This window comes from Catenuloplanes niger (genome assembly GCF_031458255.1).
GTDB lineage: Bacteria > Actinomycetota > Actinomycetes > Mycobacteriales > Micromonosporaceae > Catenuloplanes > Catenuloplanes niger.
Genome location: NZ_JAVDYC010000001.1, coordinates 3,783,004 through 3,800,525 on the forward strand (window position 1 = coordinate 3,783,004; position 17,522 = coordinate 3,800,525).

18 protein-coding genes are annotated in these 17,522 nt (G+C 73.6%); 7 read left to right on the top strand and 11 right to left on the bottom strand.

The features are described 5' to 3' along the window. Positions 1-81 precede the first annotated feature (81 nt). Positions 82-1,209: a phosphoserine transaminase gene (gene serC, locus J2S44_RS16475; RefSeq protein ID WP_310414362.1), complete on the top strand. Its 1,128-nt coding sequence runs from the start codon at positions 82-84 to the stop codon at positions 1,207-1,209. A gap of 189 nt (positions 1,210-1,398) precedes the next feature. After that, a complete protein-coding gene (sepH, locus tag J2S44_RS16480; protein ID WP_310414364.1) occupies positions 1,399-2,487 on the top strand; it encodes a septation protein SepH in 1,089 nt (362 codons plus the stop codon). A gap of 203 nt (positions 2,488-2,690) precedes the next feature. On the opposite strand, the gene J2S44_RS16485 is transcribed toward sepH, so the two are convergent. The 6 genes from J2S44_RS16485 to J2S44_RS16510 all read right to left on the bottom strand — a co-directional run bounded on the left by J2S44_RS16485 (position 2,691) and on the right by J2S44_RS16510 (position 7,891). Beyond that, complete coding sequence (locus J2S44_RS16485; protein WP_310414368.1) at positions 2,691-3,278, bottom strand: ATP-binding protein; 588 nt, start codon at positions 3,276-3,278, stop codon at positions 2,691-2,693. A gap of 103 nt (positions 3,279-3,381) precedes the next feature. Next, on the bottom strand, positions 3,382-3,942 hold the full coding sequence (gene thpR, locus J2S44_RS16490) for an RNA 2',3'-cyclic phosphodiesterase (RefSeq protein WP_310414371.1): 561 nt from the start codon (positions 3,940-3,942) through the stop codon (positions 3,382-3,384). A 9-nt stretch (positions 3,943-3,951) separates the two neighbouring features. Then, positions 3,952-4,281: a hypothetical protein gene (locus tag J2S44_RS16495; RefSeq protein ID WP_310414374.1), complete on the bottom strand. Its 330-nt coding sequence runs from the start codon at positions 4,279-4,281 to the stop codon at positions 3,952-3,954. Between the two features lie 256 nt (positions 4,282-4,537). Beyond that, on the bottom strand, positions 4,538-5,836 hold the full coding sequence (locus tag J2S44_RS16500; protein ID WP_310414377.1) for an MFS transporter: 1,299 nt from the start codon (positions 5,834-5,836) through the stop codon (positions 4,538-4,540). Between the two features lie 49 nt (positions 5,837-5,885). Then, the gene (locus tag J2S44_RS16505) at positions 5,886-6,320 is read right to left on the bottom strand and encodes a MarR family winged helix-turn-helix transcriptional regulator (protein ID WP_310414380.1); all 435 of its coding nucleotides are present in this window, start codon (positions 6,318-6,320) and stop codon (positions 5,886-5,888) included. Positions 6,321-6,445: 125 nt separating this feature from the next. Next, a complete protein-coding gene (locus J2S44_RS16510) occupies positions 6,446-7,891 on the bottom strand; it encodes an NCS2 family permease (RefSeq protein WP_310414382.1) in 1,446 nt (481 codons plus the stop codon). Between the two features lie 171 nt (positions 7,892-8,062). Between J2S44_RS16510 and J2S44_RS16515 the strand changes: the two genes are divergently transcribed. Further along, entirely contained in the window at positions 8,063-8,344 is a 282-nt protein-coding gene (locus J2S44_RS16515; protein ID WP_310429709.1) for a DUF2530 domain-containing protein, read from the top strand. Here J2S44_RS16515 and J2S44_RS16520 read toward each other — a convergent pair. Next, positions 8,335-9,198 (bottom strand): DUF3027 domain-containing protein, encoded by an 864-nt coding sequence (locus J2S44_RS16520; RefSeq protein WP_310429711.1) that lies wholly within the window; start codon positions 9,196-9,198, stop codon positions 8,335-8,337. The genes J2S44_RS16515 and J2S44_RS16520 overlap by 10 nt on opposite strands. Positions 9,199-9,220: 22 nt before the next feature. Here J2S44_RS16520 and J2S44_RS16525 point away from each other — a divergent pair, with 22 nt between their 5' ends. The 3 genes from J2S44_RS16525 to J2S44_RS16535 all read left to right on the top strand — a co-directional run bounded on the left by J2S44_RS16525 (position 9,221) and on the right by J2S44_RS16535 (position 13,122). After that, complete coding sequence (locus tag J2S44_RS16525; protein WP_310414385.1) at positions 9,221-11,206, top strand: MFS transporter; 1,986 nt, start codon at positions 9,221-9,223, stop codon at positions 11,204-11,206. A 13-nt stretch (positions 11,207-11,219) separates the two neighbouring features. Then, on the top strand, positions 11,220-11,978 hold the full coding sequence (locus J2S44_RS16530; RefSeq protein WP_374727987.1) for a futalosine hydrolase: 759 nt from the start codon (positions 11,220-11,222) through the stop codon (positions 11,976-11,978). Between the two features lie 325 nt (positions 11,979-12,303). Next, positions 12,304-13,122 (top strand): 1,4-dihydroxy-6-naphtoate synthase, encoded by an 819-nt coding sequence (locus J2S44_RS16535; RefSeq protein ID WP_310414393.1) that lies wholly within the window; start codon positions 12,304-12,306, stop codon positions 13,120-13,122. Positions 13,123-13,164: 42 nt separating this feature from the next. On the opposite strand, the gene J2S44_RS16540 is transcribed toward J2S44_RS16535, so the two are convergent. The 3 genes from J2S44_RS16540 to J2S44_RS16550 form a co-directional block, all read right to left on the bottom strand. Continuing rightward, positions 13,165-13,551, bottom strand: coding sequence for a cold-shock protein (locus J2S44_RS16540; protein ID WP_306837240.1), 387 nt, complete (start codon positions 13,549-13,551; stop codon positions 13,165-13,167). Between the two features lie 103 nt (positions 13,552-13,654). Continuing rightward, positions 13,655-14,269 (bottom strand): HAD family hydrolase, encoded by a 615-nt coding sequence (locus J2S44_RS16545; protein ID WP_310414395.1) that lies wholly within the window; start codon positions 14,267-14,269, stop codon positions 13,655-13,657. Position 14,270: 1 nt separating this feature from the next. Further along, a complete protein-coding gene (locus tag J2S44_RS16550) occupies positions 14,271-14,456 on the bottom strand; it encodes a hypothetical protein (RefSeq protein WP_310414400.1) in 186 nt (61 codons plus the stop codon). A 121-nt stretch (positions 14,457-14,577) separates the two neighbouring features. Between J2S44_RS16550 and J2S44_RS16555 the strand changes: the two genes are divergently transcribed. After that, complete coding sequence (locus J2S44_RS16555; protein WP_310414401.1) at positions 14,578-17,037, top strand: helicase-associated domain-containing protein; 2,460 nt, start codon at positions 14,578-14,580, stop codon at positions 17,035-17,037. On the opposite strand, the gene J2S44_RS16560 is transcribed toward J2S44_RS16555, so the two are convergent. Further along, on the bottom strand, positions 17,012-17,347 hold the full coding sequence (locus J2S44_RS16560; RefSeq protein ID WP_310414404.1) for a hypothetical protein: 336 nt from the start codon (positions 17,345-17,347) through the stop codon (positions 17,012-17,014). The two genes, J2S44_RS16555 and J2S44_RS16560, sit on opposite strands and share 26 nt — an antisense overlap. Positions 17,348-17,522 lie beyond the last annotated feature (175 nt).

Sequence of the window (17,522 nt, forward strand, 5' to 3'; positions counted from 1 at the left end):
CGGATTTCGACTTTTGGTCGCCGACGGCGATGTGGGATCGTCATGGTCTCGGTAAGACCCCCGGAAGGAAACTCGATCACCGTGGCTGACCCGTCGACGATCCGCATCCCCGACGCGCTGCTGCCCGAGGACGGCCGCTTCGGCTGCGGCCCGTCCAAGGTCCGGCCGGAGGCGGTGGAGGCGCTGTCCCGCGTGTCCCGCAGCTACCTCGGCACGTCCCACCGGCAGAAGACGGTCAAGGACGAGGTCGCGCGGCTGCGCCGGAGCCTGGCCGAGTTCTTCTCGCTGCCGGATGGCTACGAGGTGATCCTGTCCAACGGCGGCACCACCGCGTTCTGGGAGAGCGCGGTGTTCGGCCTGATCCGCAACCGCGCGCAGCTCGCCACGCACGGCGAGTTCGGCGCGAAGTTCGCCACCGCGGTGACGGCCGCGCCGTTCCTGAGCGACCCGTCGGTGATCTCCGCGTCGCCCGGCGGCGCGGCCGCGCTGACCGCGGAGGCGGGCGTCGACGTCTACGGCATCCCGCAGAACGAGACGTCGACCGGCGTCTCGGTGCCGGTCCGCCGGGTGGCCGGCGCCGACCCGGACGCGCTGCTGCTGGTCGACGCGACCTCCGGCGCGGGCGGCCTGGACGTGGACGTGACCGAGACGGACGTCTACTACTTCGCGCCGCAGAAGTGCTTCGGCTCGGACGGCGGCATCTGGATCGGGCTGTTCTCCCCGGCCGCGATCGCCCGCGCGCAGGAGATCAAGGCGTCCGGGCGGTACATCCCGGCGTTCCTGGACGTGGTCACCGCGATCGAGCAGTCCCGACTGGAGCAGACGTACAACACGCCGGCGCTCTCCACGATCTTCCTGGCCGCGGAGCAGACCGACTGGATGCTGTCGCAGGGCGGACTGGGCTGGGCCGCCAAGCGTACGGCGGAGAGCGCGTCGATCATCTACGGCTGGGCCGCGCGGTCGTCGTTCGCGACCCCGTTCGTGACCGACCCGGCGATCCGGTCGAACGTGGTGGCCACGATCGACCTGGACGGCTCGGTGTCCGCGGACACGGTCTCGGCGGTGCTCCGGGCGAACGGGATCGTGGACACCGACTCGTACCGCAAGCTGGGCCGCAACCAGCTGCGGGTGGCCCTGTTCCCGGCGGTGGAGCCGTCGGACGTGGAGCGGCTGACGCAGTCGATCGATTACGTGATCGAGCGGCTTTAGTGCGTTTTTGTCCGCTTTAAGCTTAATCGGGCGCTTAGCGAGATCAATTCGGGCTGGTCAGCGACACGCGGTGTGGCTTACTCCCATCGTGGGAAGATTGCGCGTACCGTGTCCGGGAAGGCCCCGAGTGAATCATGTGGTAGGTGGGGTCAGGCCAGCCCAGCGACACCGACGGGACGGAGGCAACGTATGCGGCCGGTTCGCTTCGTCGCCCTTTCCGAAGACGGCCAGGCCCTGGTGCTCGCCGACGAGGTCGGGCGACTCCTGGCACTCCCCATCGACGAGCGCATCGCCGGTGCGCTGCACAACGAGCCCGGTGGCGGCGGCGTCGCCCTCGCCGTGGCCGGCACCGCCACCGAGATCAAGGCCACGCTGGCCCCGCGGGACATCCAGGCCCGCATCCGGGCCGGCGAGTCCGCCGACGACGTGGCGCGCGTCGCCGGCGTCCCGGTCGACCGCGTGCTCCGCTACGCGGGCCCGGTGCTGCAGGAGCGGGCCATGCTCGCCCAGCACGCCCGGCGCACGCGACTGAAGACGTCCGAGCGCGGTGCGCCGCTCGCCGAGGTGGTCGACGGCCGGCTGGCCCAGCACGGCATCGACACCGAGAAGATCTCCTGGGATGCGTACCGGCGGGACGACGGCACCTGGCGGATCATCGCCACCTGGCCGTCCGGCAAAGCCACCGCGCAGGCCTCCTGGGACCTCGACAAGTCCCGTCAGGTGGTCTCACCGCACGACGACATGGCGCAGTACCTGTGCGCCGAGCGGCCCACCCCGATCCTCGGCCAGGAGCCCGCGCCGGAGCGCAGCGGCCACGGACTGCCGACGCCGTCCCGCACCGAGCCCGGTCGCGGCGGTCACGGCCTGCCCGGCGCCGCGCCGGAGAAGCCACGGTCCGGCCGCGACCTCGGTCGTGACCCGATCCGCGCGGGCCGGGACGCGCTGCTCGCCTCGCTCGACCGTCCGCTCGGCCAGAGCTCCGGCCGGTCGCTCGACCCGGCCGCGCTGACCGAGTCGGTCCGGCCTCGCTCCGCACCCACGGTGGGCGGCGCTGCCGCGCTGCTCGGCGGCGGCGCCGGTTCCGCGTTCGACGACGACGCCGACCTCCCCAAGGAGGTTCCGGCCGTCCCGTCGCTGGCCGTGCTCCGCCCCCGGCGGACCACGACGGGCCAGGGCACCGGTGAGTCGACGGACGCCTCCGGCAAGCCGCGCAAGCGCCTGCCCAGCTGGGACGACGTCCTCTTCGGCGGCGGCCCCGCGGCCCGCGAGACCAGCTGACGACCGAACGTCTCATCGCAACGGCGACGCGGAACCCTTCCGCGTCGCCGTTTCCGTCCCACCCGCCCTCATGACGCGCGCCGGCCGAGGACGGATCGGGACCGAGCGCGGCGTGCAGGAGCACGATGAGGACGGTCAGCGGCCCCGACCGGTCGCCGTCGAGGTTCGTGACGGCGAGCCGGCCGGCGTCGGGACGACGCGGGTCAGCGCGACGGATCCGGGGTGGGCAGGTTGAAGTGGGCGATCACCCGGTCGGCGACGTCGGACGGTTCCAGGTGGGTGTTGTCGATGCGCAGGTAGTCGGCCCGGCCGTCGAAGCGGCCGTCGGAGTTCAGCCGGTAGCGCTCGTCCAGCTCCACCAGCTGGCGCCGTGCGGTGTCCAGGTCGCGGCGGGACGGCTTCTCGGCCAGGCGGGACTCGCCGGCACTGCGCCGCAGCCGCTCCTCCTGGCTCGCCTGCAGCTCGACGTAGTGGACGCGCCCGCCGCGCCGGTGGAACGGCTCCGCGAAGTCGCGCACGGACTGCTCGTCCTCGGGCAGGTCGTATGCCCAGACGAAGGTGAAGATGAGGCCCGGGAGGTCGCTCGCGGCGACCTCCTCGATCAGGTCGCGCCGGAAACGGCCGACCAGCCGCCCGAACGGTGCGCTGCCGAACGGGAAGAAGCGCAGCACCGGCTCGATCGCGAGGTGGTTGTGGAACAACCGCAGACCGGTGCGGGCGGCGATCTCCGCCCCGACGGTCATCTTGCCGACCGCGGGCGGGCCCAGGATGAACAGCAGCGTTCCGCTCACCCGGCGACGCTAACCAATCCGCGGCGACGACGGCGACCCCGTTTTCACCGGCGTCCGTCCCGATCGAACCACCCGTGACCAGCCATCCACTTGGATACCGGGCCTAGATCTCGTAGCGGCCCATCTCGGTGTGGGCCGGCGACGGACCGAGCCGGCTGCGCATCAGGCGCAGTGTGGTGGCGGGCCAGTCCGGGCCCCGGTAGGCGTCCAGTGCCGCGTGGTCGGCCTCGATCAGCGAGCGGTCGATCCGGTCGCCGGGGCGGGCCAGCGTCAGGTGCGGCCGGAACGGCTTGTCGTCGTACGGCAGCCGGGCGTGCTTCAGCGCGTGCCGCACGTCCCGGGCCAGCGTCGTCAGGCGGTCCACGTCCCCGGACAGGCCGGCCCAGAGGATGGTGAACCGGCCGCGGCCGAACCGCCCGCCGCCGGCGACGCGGAGGTGGGCGGTCGGCGTGCCGCTGGGCGGGGTCGCCTCCCGGAGCGCGGCGTCGACGTCGGGCAGGCGCTCGTCCGGGACCTCGCCGAGGAAGACGAGCGTGACGTGCCACTGTGCGCACGGCGCGAGGCGCGTGTTCACCGCCGCGGTGCTCACGTGCAGCGTCCGGACGTGCGCCGCCAGGTGGGCGCACGCCTCCTCGGGCGGGTGGATGCCGGCGAACAGGCGCACCCGCCGACGTTAACTCGGTGCGCGCAGCACCAGGCCGGCGGCCTCCAGCTCCGACTCGATGCGCACGCGCTCGATCTCCAGGTCCATGCCGGAGACCGTGTCCAGGTGTTCGGGGACCCCGAGGCAGCGGCTTGCCAGGCGCAGACGTGCGTCGTACGCCCGGAGGACCGCGATGTGCCAGACCAGCGACTGGGTGGCGATGCCCAGCCGATGACGGTACAGCCGGCGGAGGTCGGCCGCGAGGAACTCGATCGCGGGCGTCGGCGGGGCCGGGTCGGCCGGGGTGCCGTCCCAGCGCCGGTCGAGGCGCCGCAACAACAAACGGTTACGCATTGTCATGCGCCCATCACTCCGGAGACCTGCCTCTCCGGAGCCGCGCGCGCATCTGACCGTGATGACGGGCAGGCACAACATCGCCAGGAGCAGGAGTGCCAGCACCACCATGTGCTTCTCGCCCACGCACCGACGGTATGCGCAGAGTGTCAATGATCACTACGGATATACGGATCCCCGACAAGAATTAGCCACCTGGCTGACTGCGATTCTGCCGATCGGGTGATGGATGACCGCGAGGGTGCATTCGTGGAACCGGCAGCTATGCAACTGGCACCTTCGCCTCGGCCGGTGCGACCACCGAGAACCGGGGCAGCGGCCGCAGCGTGATCCGCAGGCGCTCACCGGACCGGCGCAGTTGCCAGACCAGCGCGGCCAGCGCCGCGACCAGCGAGATGACGCCACTGAGCGCGATGCTCACGGCCGGGCCGAACAGCTCCGACCACCAGCCCGCGATCGGCGCGCCGATCGGCGTGGTGCCGAGGAAGACCAGCACGTAGAGCGCCATCACCCGGCCGCGGTAGGCGGCGTCCGTGCCGAGCTGCACGCGCTGGTTCGCCGCCTGCGCGAAGAAGATCATGAAGAACCCGGTGGGTACGAGCAGCAGCGCGGCGGCCCAGAACGCCGGTGCGAAGCCGACCAGCACCTCCAGCGCCGCGAACGCCACGCCGGGCAGCAGCACGGTGTAGATCGACGGCCGCTCGGTGCGCCCGCTGCCGGCCAGCGCCCCACCCAGCGCGCCCAGCGCGAGCGCGGTGGTGAGCAGGCCGAACGAGGCCGGTCCGGCGTCGAACGAGACCTTGGCCAGCACGGCCAGCGTCACCGGGAAGTTGAAGCCGATCATGGCGACCACGGACATCACCACGATCACCAGCAGCAGGTCGCCGCGGGCCCGGACGTAGCGCAGGCCGTCCAGCACGCCGGAGCTCTTCCGGGAGGCCTTCGACACCGCGGCGCGGATCAGGTCGGGCACGTGCATGCGCAGGTACGCGAAGACCGGCGCGATCGCCAGCACGGTGCTGATCAGGAAGACCGGCCCGATGCCGAGCGTCGCGATCGCCACACCGGCCAGCGCGGGACCGCTGACCCGGGCCACGTTGAACGTGGCGGCGGAGAGCGAGAGCGCGTTCGGCAGCAGCGTCATGCCGACCAGCTCGGAGACGAACGACTGGCGCACCGGTGTCTCGACCGCGTTCGCGACGCCGAGCAGGCCGGCGAAGACGAAGACGTGCCAGAGCTCGACCACGCCGGCCGCGACCAGGATCGCGAACGCGACGGCGAGCACCGCGTAGGCGACGTTCGCGGCGATCAGGATGTGCCGCTTGTCGTACCGGTCGGCGAGCGTCCCGGCATAGAGCGTGAGCAGCAGCACCGGGAGGAACTGCAGCGCGGTGACGATGCCGAGCGCGGAGCCGGAGTTGCCGGACAGGTCCAGTACCAGCCAGTCCTGGGCCGTGAACATCATCCAGACGCCGACCAGCTTCACCAGCTGACCGGTGGCGAACAGCCGGTAGTTACGTACGGTCAGGGATCGGAACGTGGTGCTCAGCGTGCCTCGCACGGGATCGTGCGCCTCCTCGTCTCGGCGTGTCGTGCTGCCGTGTGACGACTCAGGCGGCCCGGGCGACCCTCCGCATGATCTCGGCGGCCCGCCGGAGGATCTCCAGATCCTCCGCGGACAGCTCGGCGAGATGGTCGGCGAGCCACTCGTTGTGCGCGCGCTGCACCTGCTCGTACGCCTGGCGCCCCTGCGCGGTGGTGCGCAGGATGACCTGCCGGCCGTCGGTCGGATGCGGCTCGCGGAGCACCATGCCCCGCTCCTCCAGCTTCGCGATGATCTTGGTCATCGTGGGTGGCTGCACCCGCTCGACGTCCGCGAGTTCACGCGGGCTGAGCGAACCGGCCAGCTCCAGGCTGGTCAGCGCGGACAGCTGCGCCATGGTCAGGTCACCGACCGGCCGCGCCTGTCGCAGCCGCCGGTTGAGCCGGGTGATCGCTTCGCGCAGCCCCAGGGCGAGCTGCAGCGCGGTCGTGCGCTCCGCCATCACCGTCCCGCTCCGTCACGTTCCTTAGCCTAGCTAATAAGCCTGGCTAACTACCACCGATATGACCGCTCTCACCAGCGTGCGCCGGGAGGTTCGGCACACCGTACCCCCCGGCGCCGCGAGTTCTACAGAAGCGCGGCCTCGATCGGCCCGCGCAGGAAGTAGAGGACGAAGAAGAACGCCACGCCGTACAGCAGCGGGTGCACCTGACGCGCCTTGCCGGACACCGCCTTGAGCACCACGTAGGTGATCACGCCGGCGCCGATGCCGTTCGAGATCGAGTAGGTGAACGGCATCAGCACGATCGTCAGGAACGCCGGGATCGCGATCTCCCAGTCGCTCCAGTCGATCGTGCGGACCGCGGTCATCATCAGGAAGCCGACCACGACCAGCGCGGCGGACGCGGCCTCGAACGGCACGATCTGCACCAGCGGCGACACCAGCACCGCCACCAGGAACAGCGCGCCGGTCACCAGGTTCGCCACGCCGGTCCGGGCGCCCTCGCCGACACCGGCCGCGCTCTCGATGTAGGACGTGTTGCTGGAGGTGCTCGCCACACCACCGGCCGCGGCCGCGATCGAGTCGACGAGCAGGATCTCCCGGGTACGCGGCGGGGTGCCGCTCTCGTCGAGCAGGCCACCCTCCTGGCCGACCGCGACCATGGTGCCCATCGTGTCGAAGAAGTCCGTCAGCAGCAGCGTGAAGACGAACATCAGGCAGACCAGCACGCCCGCGCGGCTCCACGAGTCGAACAGGTTGAAGTTGCCGATCAGCGACAGGTCCGGCGTGACCGACCAGTCCTTGTCCAGGCTCGGCACGTTCAGCGACCAGCCGTGCGGGTTGCCGGCCGGGCCGCCCGCCGGGCCGACCTTCGCGACCGCCTCCACGATCAGCGCCAGCACGGTGGAGGCGAGGATGCCGATCAGGATCGCGCCCTTGACCTTGCGCACCATCAGGATCAGCGTGAGCAGCAGCCCGAGCACGAAGACCAGCACCGGCCAGGTGACGAGCTGGCCGCCGATGCCGAGCAGCAGCGGCGGCGAGCCGGCCGAGCCGCGGGCGAAGCCGGCGTCCACGAAACCGATCAGCGCCAGGAACAGGCCGATGCCGACACCGATCGCGGTCTTCAACTCCGTGGGCACGGCGTGGAACACCGCCTGCCGGAAGCCGGTCAGCACCAGCAGCGCGATGATCACGCCCTCGATGACGACCAGGCCCATCGCGTCGGCCCAGGTCATCTGCGGCGCGATCTCGTACGCGACGAGCGCGTTGACGCCCAGACCGGCGGCCAGCGCGAGGGGGAAACGCGCCACCACGCCCATCAGGATCGTCATCAGGCCGGCGACCAGCGCGGTCGCGGCCGCGATCGCCGGGATCGCCAGCGACGCGCCGTCACCGTCGACGGCGGCGCCGAGGATCAGCGGGTTGAGCACCACGATGTAGGCCATCGTGAAGAAGGTGGCGAAACCACCGCGCACCTCGCGGCTCAGCGTCGAGCCGCGCGCGGAGATCTCGAAGAATCGGTCGAAGGCGTTGCGGGGCGTCGTTGCCTCTGCCGGTGAACCGGCCATGGGCACCTCACTGGGATGATCGAGACGTACGGAAGGCGTCATAGTCCCAAACACACTGCGTCCGCAAAAGCTCACAAATGTTTCGGATACGTACCGCTGACCTGGCACGGACGGCCGTGGCCGTACCCTTGGGTAGTGGCCCGATCCTCAGTTCCGCTGCCGACGTCCGACATGACGCCGGACGATCGGCCCTCCGATACGGCGGCGACGCGTCCCCGACCGCGACCGCTCGACCCGCCGATGGTCCCGTTCGCGGTCGGCGGCACCATCGCCTGGGCCGTCGCCGGGCTGGTCCTGTTCGTCTTCTTCCGCGACTGGCTGGAGTCCACCGGCCGGGCCGACTGGCTGTGGATCTGCCTGACCGGCTTCCTGCTCGGCTTCCCGGGCACGGCCACGATGATGCGTCACGACGCACGCCGGCGCCGGCGGCGCACCGACCCCGATCAGCCGTGACCGTACGGCTCGGCGGGCTCGTCGCCCTCGACCGAGCCGGACGCGCGGCTGACCGCCACGGCCTCGACCTCGCTGTCGTCGTAGATCGTCGGCAGCTCCTCGACGTGCGTCTCCGGCTCCTGCAACGTCTCGGAGTGCGCGCCGCAGCCGTGATCGATGCTGACCGCGCGGCCGTCGTCCGGCGCGTAGAGGTTGCCGCAGACGCCGAACGCCTGCCGCAGCGCGCCGGCCAGCGGCAGGTAGAACCCGCACGAGCCGCACCGGGCCGCGCGCGGGGCGGCGACCGAGATCGGGGCCTCCGGGCCGGCGTCGCCGTCGTACCACCGCTGGGCCGTGTCCTGCCGGCCGAACCGGGACATCACCCGCGCCCGGCCCAGGCCCAGCTCCCAGCTGGTCTCCTCGACCGCCGGGTCGTCGGACTCCAGGTAGCCGGGCGCCAGCCGCTCGTCGTCCGGCGCGGTCGGCAGCAGGTCGCCCACGCCGAGGTCGCCGGGCTGCAACCGCTCGTTCCACGGGAGCCAGCCGGGCGCCAGCAGCGCGTCCGGGCCGGGCAGGAGCACGGTCTCGCAGACCGTCACGTGCTTGCTGCGTGAGACACGCGTCACCGTGACCGCCCACCGCCAGCCGCGGTAGCCGGCGAGGTGACACTCGAAGAGGTGTGTGACCAGCCGATCCCCTTCGGCGATCACCTCAAGATGCTCGCCCACCTCCGACACGTCCACATCCGTGATGGCGTCCCGCGCGATGTCGACGGCATCGGCGCAGACCTGGTCGAGTTTTGCGGGCCGGGCGGCGATCCTGCTCACCCGTCCATTCTTCCCTACGCATCGGTCGCTCTCCCACTTGACCCCGATCGGGCCCGGCCGCGTGGGGCGAATGTGGCCCGGATGGGCGAGGATGGACGGCATGGATTTCCTGGCGCTGTTGATCCGGGGCGTCCGGCTCCTCCTCCGCGGCGCGGTCTCCGGCACCAGGTGGGCCGGGCGGCATGCCGGAGTGGTTCGCGCCAAGGGCGCCGGCGGCGAGACCGGCATGATCCGCCTGATGGACCTGCACGCCGCGTCCGTCGCCGGCGACACGCTCATCACGCTGGGCCTGGCCGGCACGATCTTCTTCGCGGTCCCGCTCGGTGAGGCGCGCGGCAAGGTGGCGCTCTACCTGCTGATCACCATGGTGCCGTTCGCGCTGCTCGCCCCGGTCGTCGGCCCGCTGCTCGACCACTTCCGGCACGGCCGGCGGTACGCGCTGGCCACCACCATGCTCGGCCGCGCGTTCCTGGCCTGGCTCATCTCCGACAACCTCGACGGGTTCGCGCTCTACCCGGCCGCGTTCGGCGTGCTGGCGCTGTCCCGGGCGTACGGCGTGGCCCGCGCCGCCGCGGTTCCCCGCCTGCTGCCGGCCGGGCTCAGCCTCTCCCAGGCCGGCGCGCGCGGCAGCGTCTACGGCACCATCGCCGGCACCGTCGTGCTGCCGCTCGGCCTCGCCGCGGTCTGGGTCGGCCCGCAGTGGCCGCTGCGCGTCGCCGCGATCATCTTCCTGGCCGGCATGGTGATCGCGCTGCGGTTGCCGCCCAAGGCCGACTCGGAGCCGCCGGAGGCGGTACCGCGCCCGATCACCGCGATCTTCGGGATGCGGCGCGGCGGCCCGCGCGCGCTGGACGGCCCACTCGTCCTCGCCGCCGTGGTCGGCGCGTCCTCGCTGCGCGCGGTCTACGGCTTCCTGCTGCTCTTCTCCGCCTTCGCGATCAAGGGCGACGAGCTGGCGTCGATGCTGTTCGGCCGTGCCATCGGCGACCAGGCCGCGCTCGGGGTGGTCGGCGCCGCGCTCGGCCTCGGCACGTTCCTGGCCACCGCGGCCGGCACCCGGCTGCGCATCCACCGGCCGCTCTGGCTGCAGTCCACCGGCCTGGTCCTCGTCGCCGGCCTGGCCGTGCTCACCGTCATCCGGCCCACGCTGACGATGCTCGCGCTGCTGGCGCTGGTCACCGCGGCGATGTCCGGCATCGCGAAGCTCACCGTGGACGCCACCATCCAGGAGCGCATCTCGGAACGGCTCCGGGCCAGCGCGTTCGCCCACTCCGAGACGCTGCTGATGCTGGCCTGGGTGGCCGGTGGCGCGGTCGCGCTGATCCCGCTGGGCATCCAGCCCGGCCTCGCGGTCCCGGCGATCTTCGCGGTCCTCGCCGCGATCCGGGCCGGCTGGACCGTCACCAGCCTGCGCGGCGAACGCCTCACCGGCCTCCCGGCCGCGCCTCTCGGCACACCGGAACTCACCGCGGAACCCTTCGACGGTACGGATACCCGCGCGCCGGCCGACGCGGAGCCGCCCGCCGCGGCCCGTCCGCCGGAGGACGTCACGCCGGCCGACCCGTGGGCCCCGCCGCCGCGCCGCCCGGCGCCGTACCGCAGCGGCACCACCGACACACGCACCGCGTCCCGGCCGTCGGCCCCGCCCGGTCCGCCCGCCCCCGCCGGCGGGGAGGCCGGCGGCGGGGAGGCCGGCGGCGGGGAGGCCGGCGGCGCGGGCGGTTCCGGGAGCGTGGGTGCCGGCGGGCGGACGCGGTGGTGGCAGCGCCGGAAGCGCGCCGCGCCGGACGCCCCGACGGTGCCGAACCTGCCCCGTGCCACGTCCCGGGCGGCCACCGGAACCCCGCCGGGGACCACGGCACCGCCGGCCAGCCCGGCCGCGGGACGTGGCACGTCCCGGCCGCACGATCCGGACCTGCCGCCGACCCGCGTCGACACCCCGCCCACCCGGGTCGACGACGGCCGGGACGCGCCGCCGCCCGGCTTCCACGTCTACCGCCCGTCGTCGTCCGGCCGGAACCGCCCGCCGGACTCCGGCGACAGCGGCCAGGCATGATCAGGCGGTGCTGATCTCATACCCGGGCCCGCTCCTCGTGGTGACCGCCGTCGAGCCCGAGGCGGACGCGGTCCGCGCCGGACTCACCGGTCGCGGCGGACCGGCGGCGCCCGGCGCCCCCGCGGCTCCCGGTGCGCCCGCGGCTCCCGGTGCGCCCGCGGCTCCGGGTGCGTCCGCGGCCCGGACGGACGTCGTGGTCGCCGTGGTCGGGGTCGGGTCGGCGGAGGCCGCGGCCGGGACCGCGCGTCTGCTGGCGCTCGCGGAGGCCGCCGGCCGCCGCTACGCCGCCGTGCTGTCCGTGGGGATCGGTGGCGGCCTGCCCGGGCGCGCAGCCGTCGGCGATACCGTGATCGCCACCCGCAGCGTCGCCGCCGACCTGGGCGCCGACTCGCCCGACGGCTACCTGCCGATCGAGCGGCTGGGCTTCGGCAACAGCACCGCGGTCGCCGACGACGGCCTGTCCGCGTCGCTGCGCGCCGCCCTGCCCGGCGCGCCGGCCGGCGACGTGCTGACCGTCAACACGGTGACCGGCACCGCCGCCCGCGCCGCCGAGCTGGCCGCCCGGCACCCGGCCGCGCTGGCCGAGGCGATGGAGGGCTACGGCGTCGCCGTGGCCGCCCGCGCGGCCGGGTTGCCCTTCGCCGAACTGCGCACGATCTCGAATCCGGTCGGCCCCCGCGACCGTGCCGCCTGGAACCTCCCGGCCGCGTTCACCGCGCTGACCGCCGCCTTCACCGCGCTGAGAACCTCCCGGCCGCCTTCACCGCGCTGACCGCCTTCGGCGCGCTCCCGCCCGGGCCCGGCCGGGTCACCGGGCACGACGTCGCGCGCGAGCCCGCCGACGAGTTCGGCCGGCCCCGGTAGGCACGCCCGATCCCCGCCCTCGGCCGGCACGCCGGGCCCGGGCTGCCCCTCGGCACGGCGCGTGGCGTGTCCGGGGACGGTGGTGGTTCTCGGTGACCGGGCCGGGACCGGCAGGGAGGAGCGCCAGCGACGACCGGTGCCCGCGGGAGCACACCCGGCGGCACCACGCCGGGAGCGGGAAAATAGCCGAACGCCACAGCGGAACCGGCGGCCGGGCTGGTTACCGTTGCGGGATGGAACCGCTGTCTGTGGCGTATTCGCCGTGTCCGAACGATACGTTCGTCTTTCACGCTCTGGCGCACGGACTGGTGGCCGGCGCGCCGCCGGTGGACGTGACGTTCGCGGACGTGGACGTGACCAACACGGCGGCGGAACGCGGCGAGTTCGACCTGGTGAAGGTCTCCTACGCGGCGCTGCCCTGGCTGCTGGACAAGTACGAGCTGCTGCCGTGCGGCGGTGCGCTGGGCCGTGGCTGCGGCCCGCTGCTGCTGGTCAACGACGACCGGGCGGACCTGGCCGGCGCGACCGTGGCGGTGCCGGGCGACCGGACCACGGCCTACCTGCTGTTCCGGCTCTGGGCCGGTGACCGGCAGCCGGCGAACGTCGAGGTGGTGCCGTTCCACGAGATCATGCCGGGGGTCGCGGCCGGGCGCTGGGACGCGGGTCTGGTGATCCACGAGGCGCGGTTCACGTATCAGAACCACGGGCTGCGGTCGCTGGTCGACCTGGGCGAGTGGTGGGAGTCGGACACCGGGCTGCCGATCCCGCTGGGCGCGATCCTGGCGCGGCGCGGGAAGGTCGACCCGGCGGCCGCGACCGCGTGGATCCAGGAGTCGGTGCGGGCCGCGTGGGCGGATCCGGCGGCGAGCCGGGAGTACGTGATGACGCACGCGCAGGAGATGGATCCGGCGGTCCAGGAACAGCACATCGCGCTGTACGTCAACGAGTTCACCGCGGAGCTGGGCGACGAGGGCTACGAGGCGGTGAACGCGCTGCTCGGGCGGGCGGCGAAGGCCGGGTTCACGCCCGCGGTGCCGCCGCTGCGGCGATGAGAGAAGGGGCCCCGAGGGGCCCCTTCCCCACCGGAACCGGGCCTAGATCTCCAGCTCGCGGGCGACCGCGTGGACGACCTGGGCGACCTTCTGCGCGCTGCGCTTGTCCGGGAAACGGCCCCGGCGCAGGTCGGGCTGGATCTTCGCCTCCAGCACCTTGATCATGTCTTCGATGAGGCCGTGCAGCTCCTCGGCGGGGCGTCGGCGCAGCTCGGAGACGGAGGGCGGGGCCTCCAGCAGCTTGACGCCCATCGCCTGCGCGCCCTTGCGGCTGTCGACGACCCCGAACTCGATCTTCTGCCCGCCCTTGAGCTCCGTGACACCCGCGGGGAGCGCGCCCTTGGGCAGGAACACGTCGCCGCCTTCATCACTGGTGACGAAACCGTAGCCCTTCTGCGCGTCGTACCACTTCACTCGACCCGTAGGCACCGCGGACCTCAACTCCGTTGGACAGACGGGCGGCCGGAGTGCCGCCCTGTGCCCACAAGGCTACTGACCGCGCCGGTGCGGACCAACCGCAATCCCGGCCGCCTCAGTCGACCCGGTGGGCCAGATGATCGTCCAACCAGCCGGGGAACTCCGCGAGATCGGTGAGGACCGCGGTCGCTCCGGCGTCGCGCAGCTCCGCGGCCGAGCACGGACCGGTGGCCACGCCCACGCCGGGGACCCCGGCGGTGCGGGCGGCGACCATGTCGGCGATGTGGTCACCGACGTAGAGGCCGACGCCGTGCTCCAGGATCGCGGTCGCCTTGCCCTCGGCGAAGAGGTCACCGGCGATCTCGTCAACCGGCAGGCCGAGGTGGTCGGTGTGCAGCCGGGCCAGGCGGCCGAGCTTGGACGTGACGACCACCACACGCCCGCCCCGGGAGCGCACCGCGGCCAGCGCGTCCAGCGCACCGGGCATCGGCAGGCTCGGGAGGACCGCGTGGTCCGGGTAGAGCGCGCGGAACAGCGTGACCGCGTCCTCGACCGCGTCCGGCGGGAACCAGTGGGCCAGCTCGGTGCGCAGCGGCGGGCCGAGCCGGCTGACCGCGAGGTCGGCGTCGACCGGGACACCGGTGCGCGCGGTCAGCTCCCGGTAGTTCGCGGCGAGGCCGGGCCGGGAGTCGATCAGCGTCATGTCCAGGTCGAAGCCGACCGATATCACGTCAGTGCCCGGAGTCGCTGCGGTGGTACGTCAGGCGGTCGACCGGCAGCGGGAACGTCTGGTCGTCGCCGAACGGCGAGGGCGCGCCCGGGCGGTCCGCGGCGAACTCGGAGATCGGCAGGTGACCGGGCTTCGGCGTCTTGGACCGCACCTTCTCCTGGGCGGCGGGCTTCTCCGTCCGTGCCATGCTGCTGCTCCCTAGCTGTCGGTGATGCTTCCGATGAGAATGTTCCCACCGGGTCCTCGTCCGGGGATCATCGTCCCATGGATCTCCAGCGCCGGGCGCGGCCGGATAGCGTTGAAGGACGATGACCACCTCACTCGCGGATCACCTGCGCTCCCGTACGGACGACGAGCTGAGCGACCTGCTCCGCCGCCGCCCGGATCTGACCGTGCCCGTCCCCGTGGACGTCTCCGCGCTCGCCGCCCGCGCGCAGTCGCGCGTGTCGACCGCCCGGGTGCTGGAAGGGCTCACCCAGTTCTCGCTGCTGATCCTGGACGCGGCCCGGCTGACCCGGGACCCGGACGGGCTGACCTCGGTGGACGCGATCATGGCGATGGCCACGGTGGGCGCGGACGCGACGGCGGTGCACGGCGCGCTGGCCGAGCTGCGCGCGCTGTTCCTGCTCTACGGCCCGGATGACGCGCTGGAGCTGACGCCCGCGCTGGACGACGTGTCCTCGCCGTACCCGGCGGGCCTGGGCCGGCCGGCCGGGGACCTGAACGCGCGGACCGAGGCGCTCTGCGCGGACCCGGCGAAGCTGCGGCGGGCCGTGCTGGCCGTGTCCCCGGCCGCCCGCGCGGTGCTGGACCGCCTGGCCGCGGGCCCGCCCGTGGGCACGGTCTCCGCGGCCGCGCTGGCCGGGGTGACGCCGGGCTCCGCGATCGGGATGGTCGACGCCGCCCCGGACGACGACGCCGCGGACGAGCCGGGTGGCCCGGTGCGCCGGCTGGTCGAGGCCGGGCTGCTGGTGCCGGTCTCGGCCGAGACCGTGGAGCTGCCCCGCGAGATCGGCCTGCTGCTGCGCCGGGACACCGGCCCGCTCGGCGTCCTGCGCCCGCACCCGCCGGTGATCACGCCGCTCGGCCGGGACCCGAAGGCCGCGGACTCCGCCGGCGCGGGCCAGGCGATGGAGACGGTGCGCCGGGTGGAGGCGCTGCTGGAGGCGGTCGCGGCCGAGCCGCCGGGCGTGCTGCGCGCCGGTGGTCTGGGCGTGCGCGAGATCCGCCGGCTGGCGCGGGCGGCCGGCGTGGACGAGGGCACGTCGATCCTGCTGCTGGAGGTGGCGTACGCGGCCGGCCTGCTCGGCGACGCGGAGGCGGCCACCGCGAAGAGCCGCCGGGTCGGTGGCCCGCCCGGCGAGATGATCTGGCTGCCGACCGCGGCCTACGACGTGTGGCGCGCGACGTCACTGGCCCGGCGCTGGACCGATCTGGCCGGTGCCTGGCTGGCCATGCCGCGCCAGGTGGTGCAGCCGGGCCAGCGCGACGAGCGGGACAAGCCGCTCAACGCGCTCTCCACGGACGGCGAGCGCCCGGGCGCACCGGCGAACCGGCGGGTGGTGCTGGAGGTGCTGGCCGGGCTGGAGCCGGGCGCGGCGCCGACCGGTGAGGAGATCCTGTCGATCATGGTGTGGCGGGCGCCGCGGCGCACCCGCGGCTGGGAGGGCGCGGCGCACCTGACGCTGGCCGAGGCCGCGGCGCTGGGCGTGACCGGGCTGGGCGCGCTGACCTCGTTCGGCCGGCTGCTGGTCGAGGAGGAGGCGTCCACGGCGGCGCGCGATGCGGCGATCGCCGGTGACCCGCTGGGCCTGCGCGCGGAGGCCGACCGGGAGCCCGGCGACCCGGAGGTGGTGCGCGCGCTGGACGGCCTGCTGCCCGCACCGGTCGACCACGTGCTGATCCAGGCCGACCTGTCCGTGGTGGTGCCCGGCCCGCCGGAGCCGGAGCTGGCCACGGAGCTGGAGACGGTGGCCGAGCACGAGTCCGCGGGCGGCGCGAGCGTGCACCGGCTGACCACGGCCAGCATCCGGCGGGCGCTGGACGCCGGCTACTCCGCGGACGAGCTGCACCGGCTGTTCAAGCGGCGGTCCCGCACGCCGGTGCCGCAGGCGCTGACGTACCTGGTGGACGACGTGGCGCGCAAGCACGGCGGCCTGCGCGTGGGTACGGCCGGGGCGTACCTGCGCAGCGACGACGAGTCGCTGCTGACCGAGGCGCTGGCCGACAAGCGGCTGGCCGCGCTGGCGCTGCGCCGGCTGGCCCCGACCGTGCTGTGCAGCCCGTACGCGCCGGGCCGGCTGCTGCCCGCGCTGCGCGAGGCCGGGTACGCGCCGGTGCCGGAGGACGCGTCCGGCGCCACCGTGCTGAACCGGCCGAAGGCGAAGCGGGCGGCCGCGCGCGGCTCGCTGGCCGCGACCGCGTCGGACTCGCTGATCGCGTCCCGGCTGACCCGGCCCCGGCTGCTCGGCCTCGTGGAGCAGATCCGGCGCGGTGACGCGGCGGCCCGGGCCGCGCGGCGGGCACCGGCGACGGTCCGGGACGCCGAGGGCCAGGCGCACACCCAGGCGCTGGCCGTGCTGCAACAGGCGGTCCGGGACAAGGCGCTGGTCTGGGTCGGGTACGTCGACGCGCACGGCGCCACCGCGACCCGCCTGGTCCGGCCGGTGTCGATCGGCGCCGGCTACCTGCGCGCGGAGGACGAGCGCACCGAGATGCTGCACACGATGGCGCTGCACCGGATCACCGCGGCGGTCCTTCCCTCGTGAGCGCGCGACGGTGCCGGGACGCCCGCTTCTTCGGGGGTGCGCTCGCCACCGGCGGGACGGGTGGCCCGGCACCGTCCTGCGGCGTGCGCGCCGGCGGGACGGAGCGACGACCGGGTGCCCGGAACGACGCCACCACGGAGACGATCAGCAGCGCGGTGACGGCGGAGCCGAGCGACTCGCCCATCGAGTCGACGAGTCCCTGGCGTTCGATGAACACGCCGTGCAGGAACCAGCCGAACAGCACGACGCCGAGCATCGTGTAGCCCGCCACGGTCGCCCAGGACACCGGTGCCTGCTCGTCGGAATCCATGTCCACCCCCGCACAGGTGACCACCCATATCGAGGGTGACACCTATGCGCCGGGCGGAACAGTGGGAAAACGCGCGTTCGCCCCCGTTGATCACACGAACGCGCGGCATCCCTGTGTGGAGACGCTCTCGGCCGGTGACTGGTTGCACTCGAATTCCACGGTCCGGCCGATCGCG

Bases quoted from the DNA above. Each gene is read 5' to 3' on its own strand.
- J2S44_RS16560 (WP_310414404.1), bottom strand. From the start codon at position 17,347: ATGGATTCCGACGAGCAGGCACCGGTGTCCTGGGCGACCGTGGCGGGC.
- J2S44_RS16505 (WP_310414380.1), bottom strand. From the start codon at position 6,320: ATGGCGGAGCGCACGACCGCGCTGCAGCTCGCCCTGGGGCTGCGCGAA.
- J2S44_RS16515 (WP_310429709.1), top strand. From the start codon at position 8,063: ATGACGCCGGACGATCGGCCCTCCGATACGGCGGCGACGCGTCCCCGA.
- J2S44_RS16510 (WP_310414382.1), bottom strand. From the start codon at position 7,891: ATGGCCGGTTCACCGGCAGAGGCAACGACGCCCCGCAACGCCTTCGAC.
- J2S44_RS16495 (WP_310414374.1), bottom strand. From the start codon at position 4,281: ATGACAATGCGTAACCGTTTGTTGTTGCGGCGCCTCGACCGGCGCTGG.
- J2S44_RS16535 (WP_310414393.1), top strand. From the start codon at position 12,304: ATGGAACCGCTGTCTGTGGCGTATTCGCCGTGTCCGAACGATACGTTC.
- sepH (WP_310414364.1), top strand. From the start codon at position 1,399: ATGCGGCCGGTTCGCTTCGTCGCCCTTTCCGAAGACGGCCAGGCCCTG.
- J2S44_RS16555 (WP_310414401.1), top strand. From the start codon at position 14,578: ATGACCACCTCACTCGCGGATCACCTGCGCTCCCGTACGGACGACGAG.
- J2S44_RS16525 (WP_310414385.1), top strand. From the start codon at position 9,221: ATGTGGCCCGGATGGGCGAGGATGGACGGCATGGATTTCCTGGCGCTG.
- J2S44_RS16550 (WP_310414400.1), bottom strand. From the start codon at position 14,456: ATGGCACGGACGGAGAAGCCCGCCGCCCAGGAGAAGGTGCGGTCCAAG.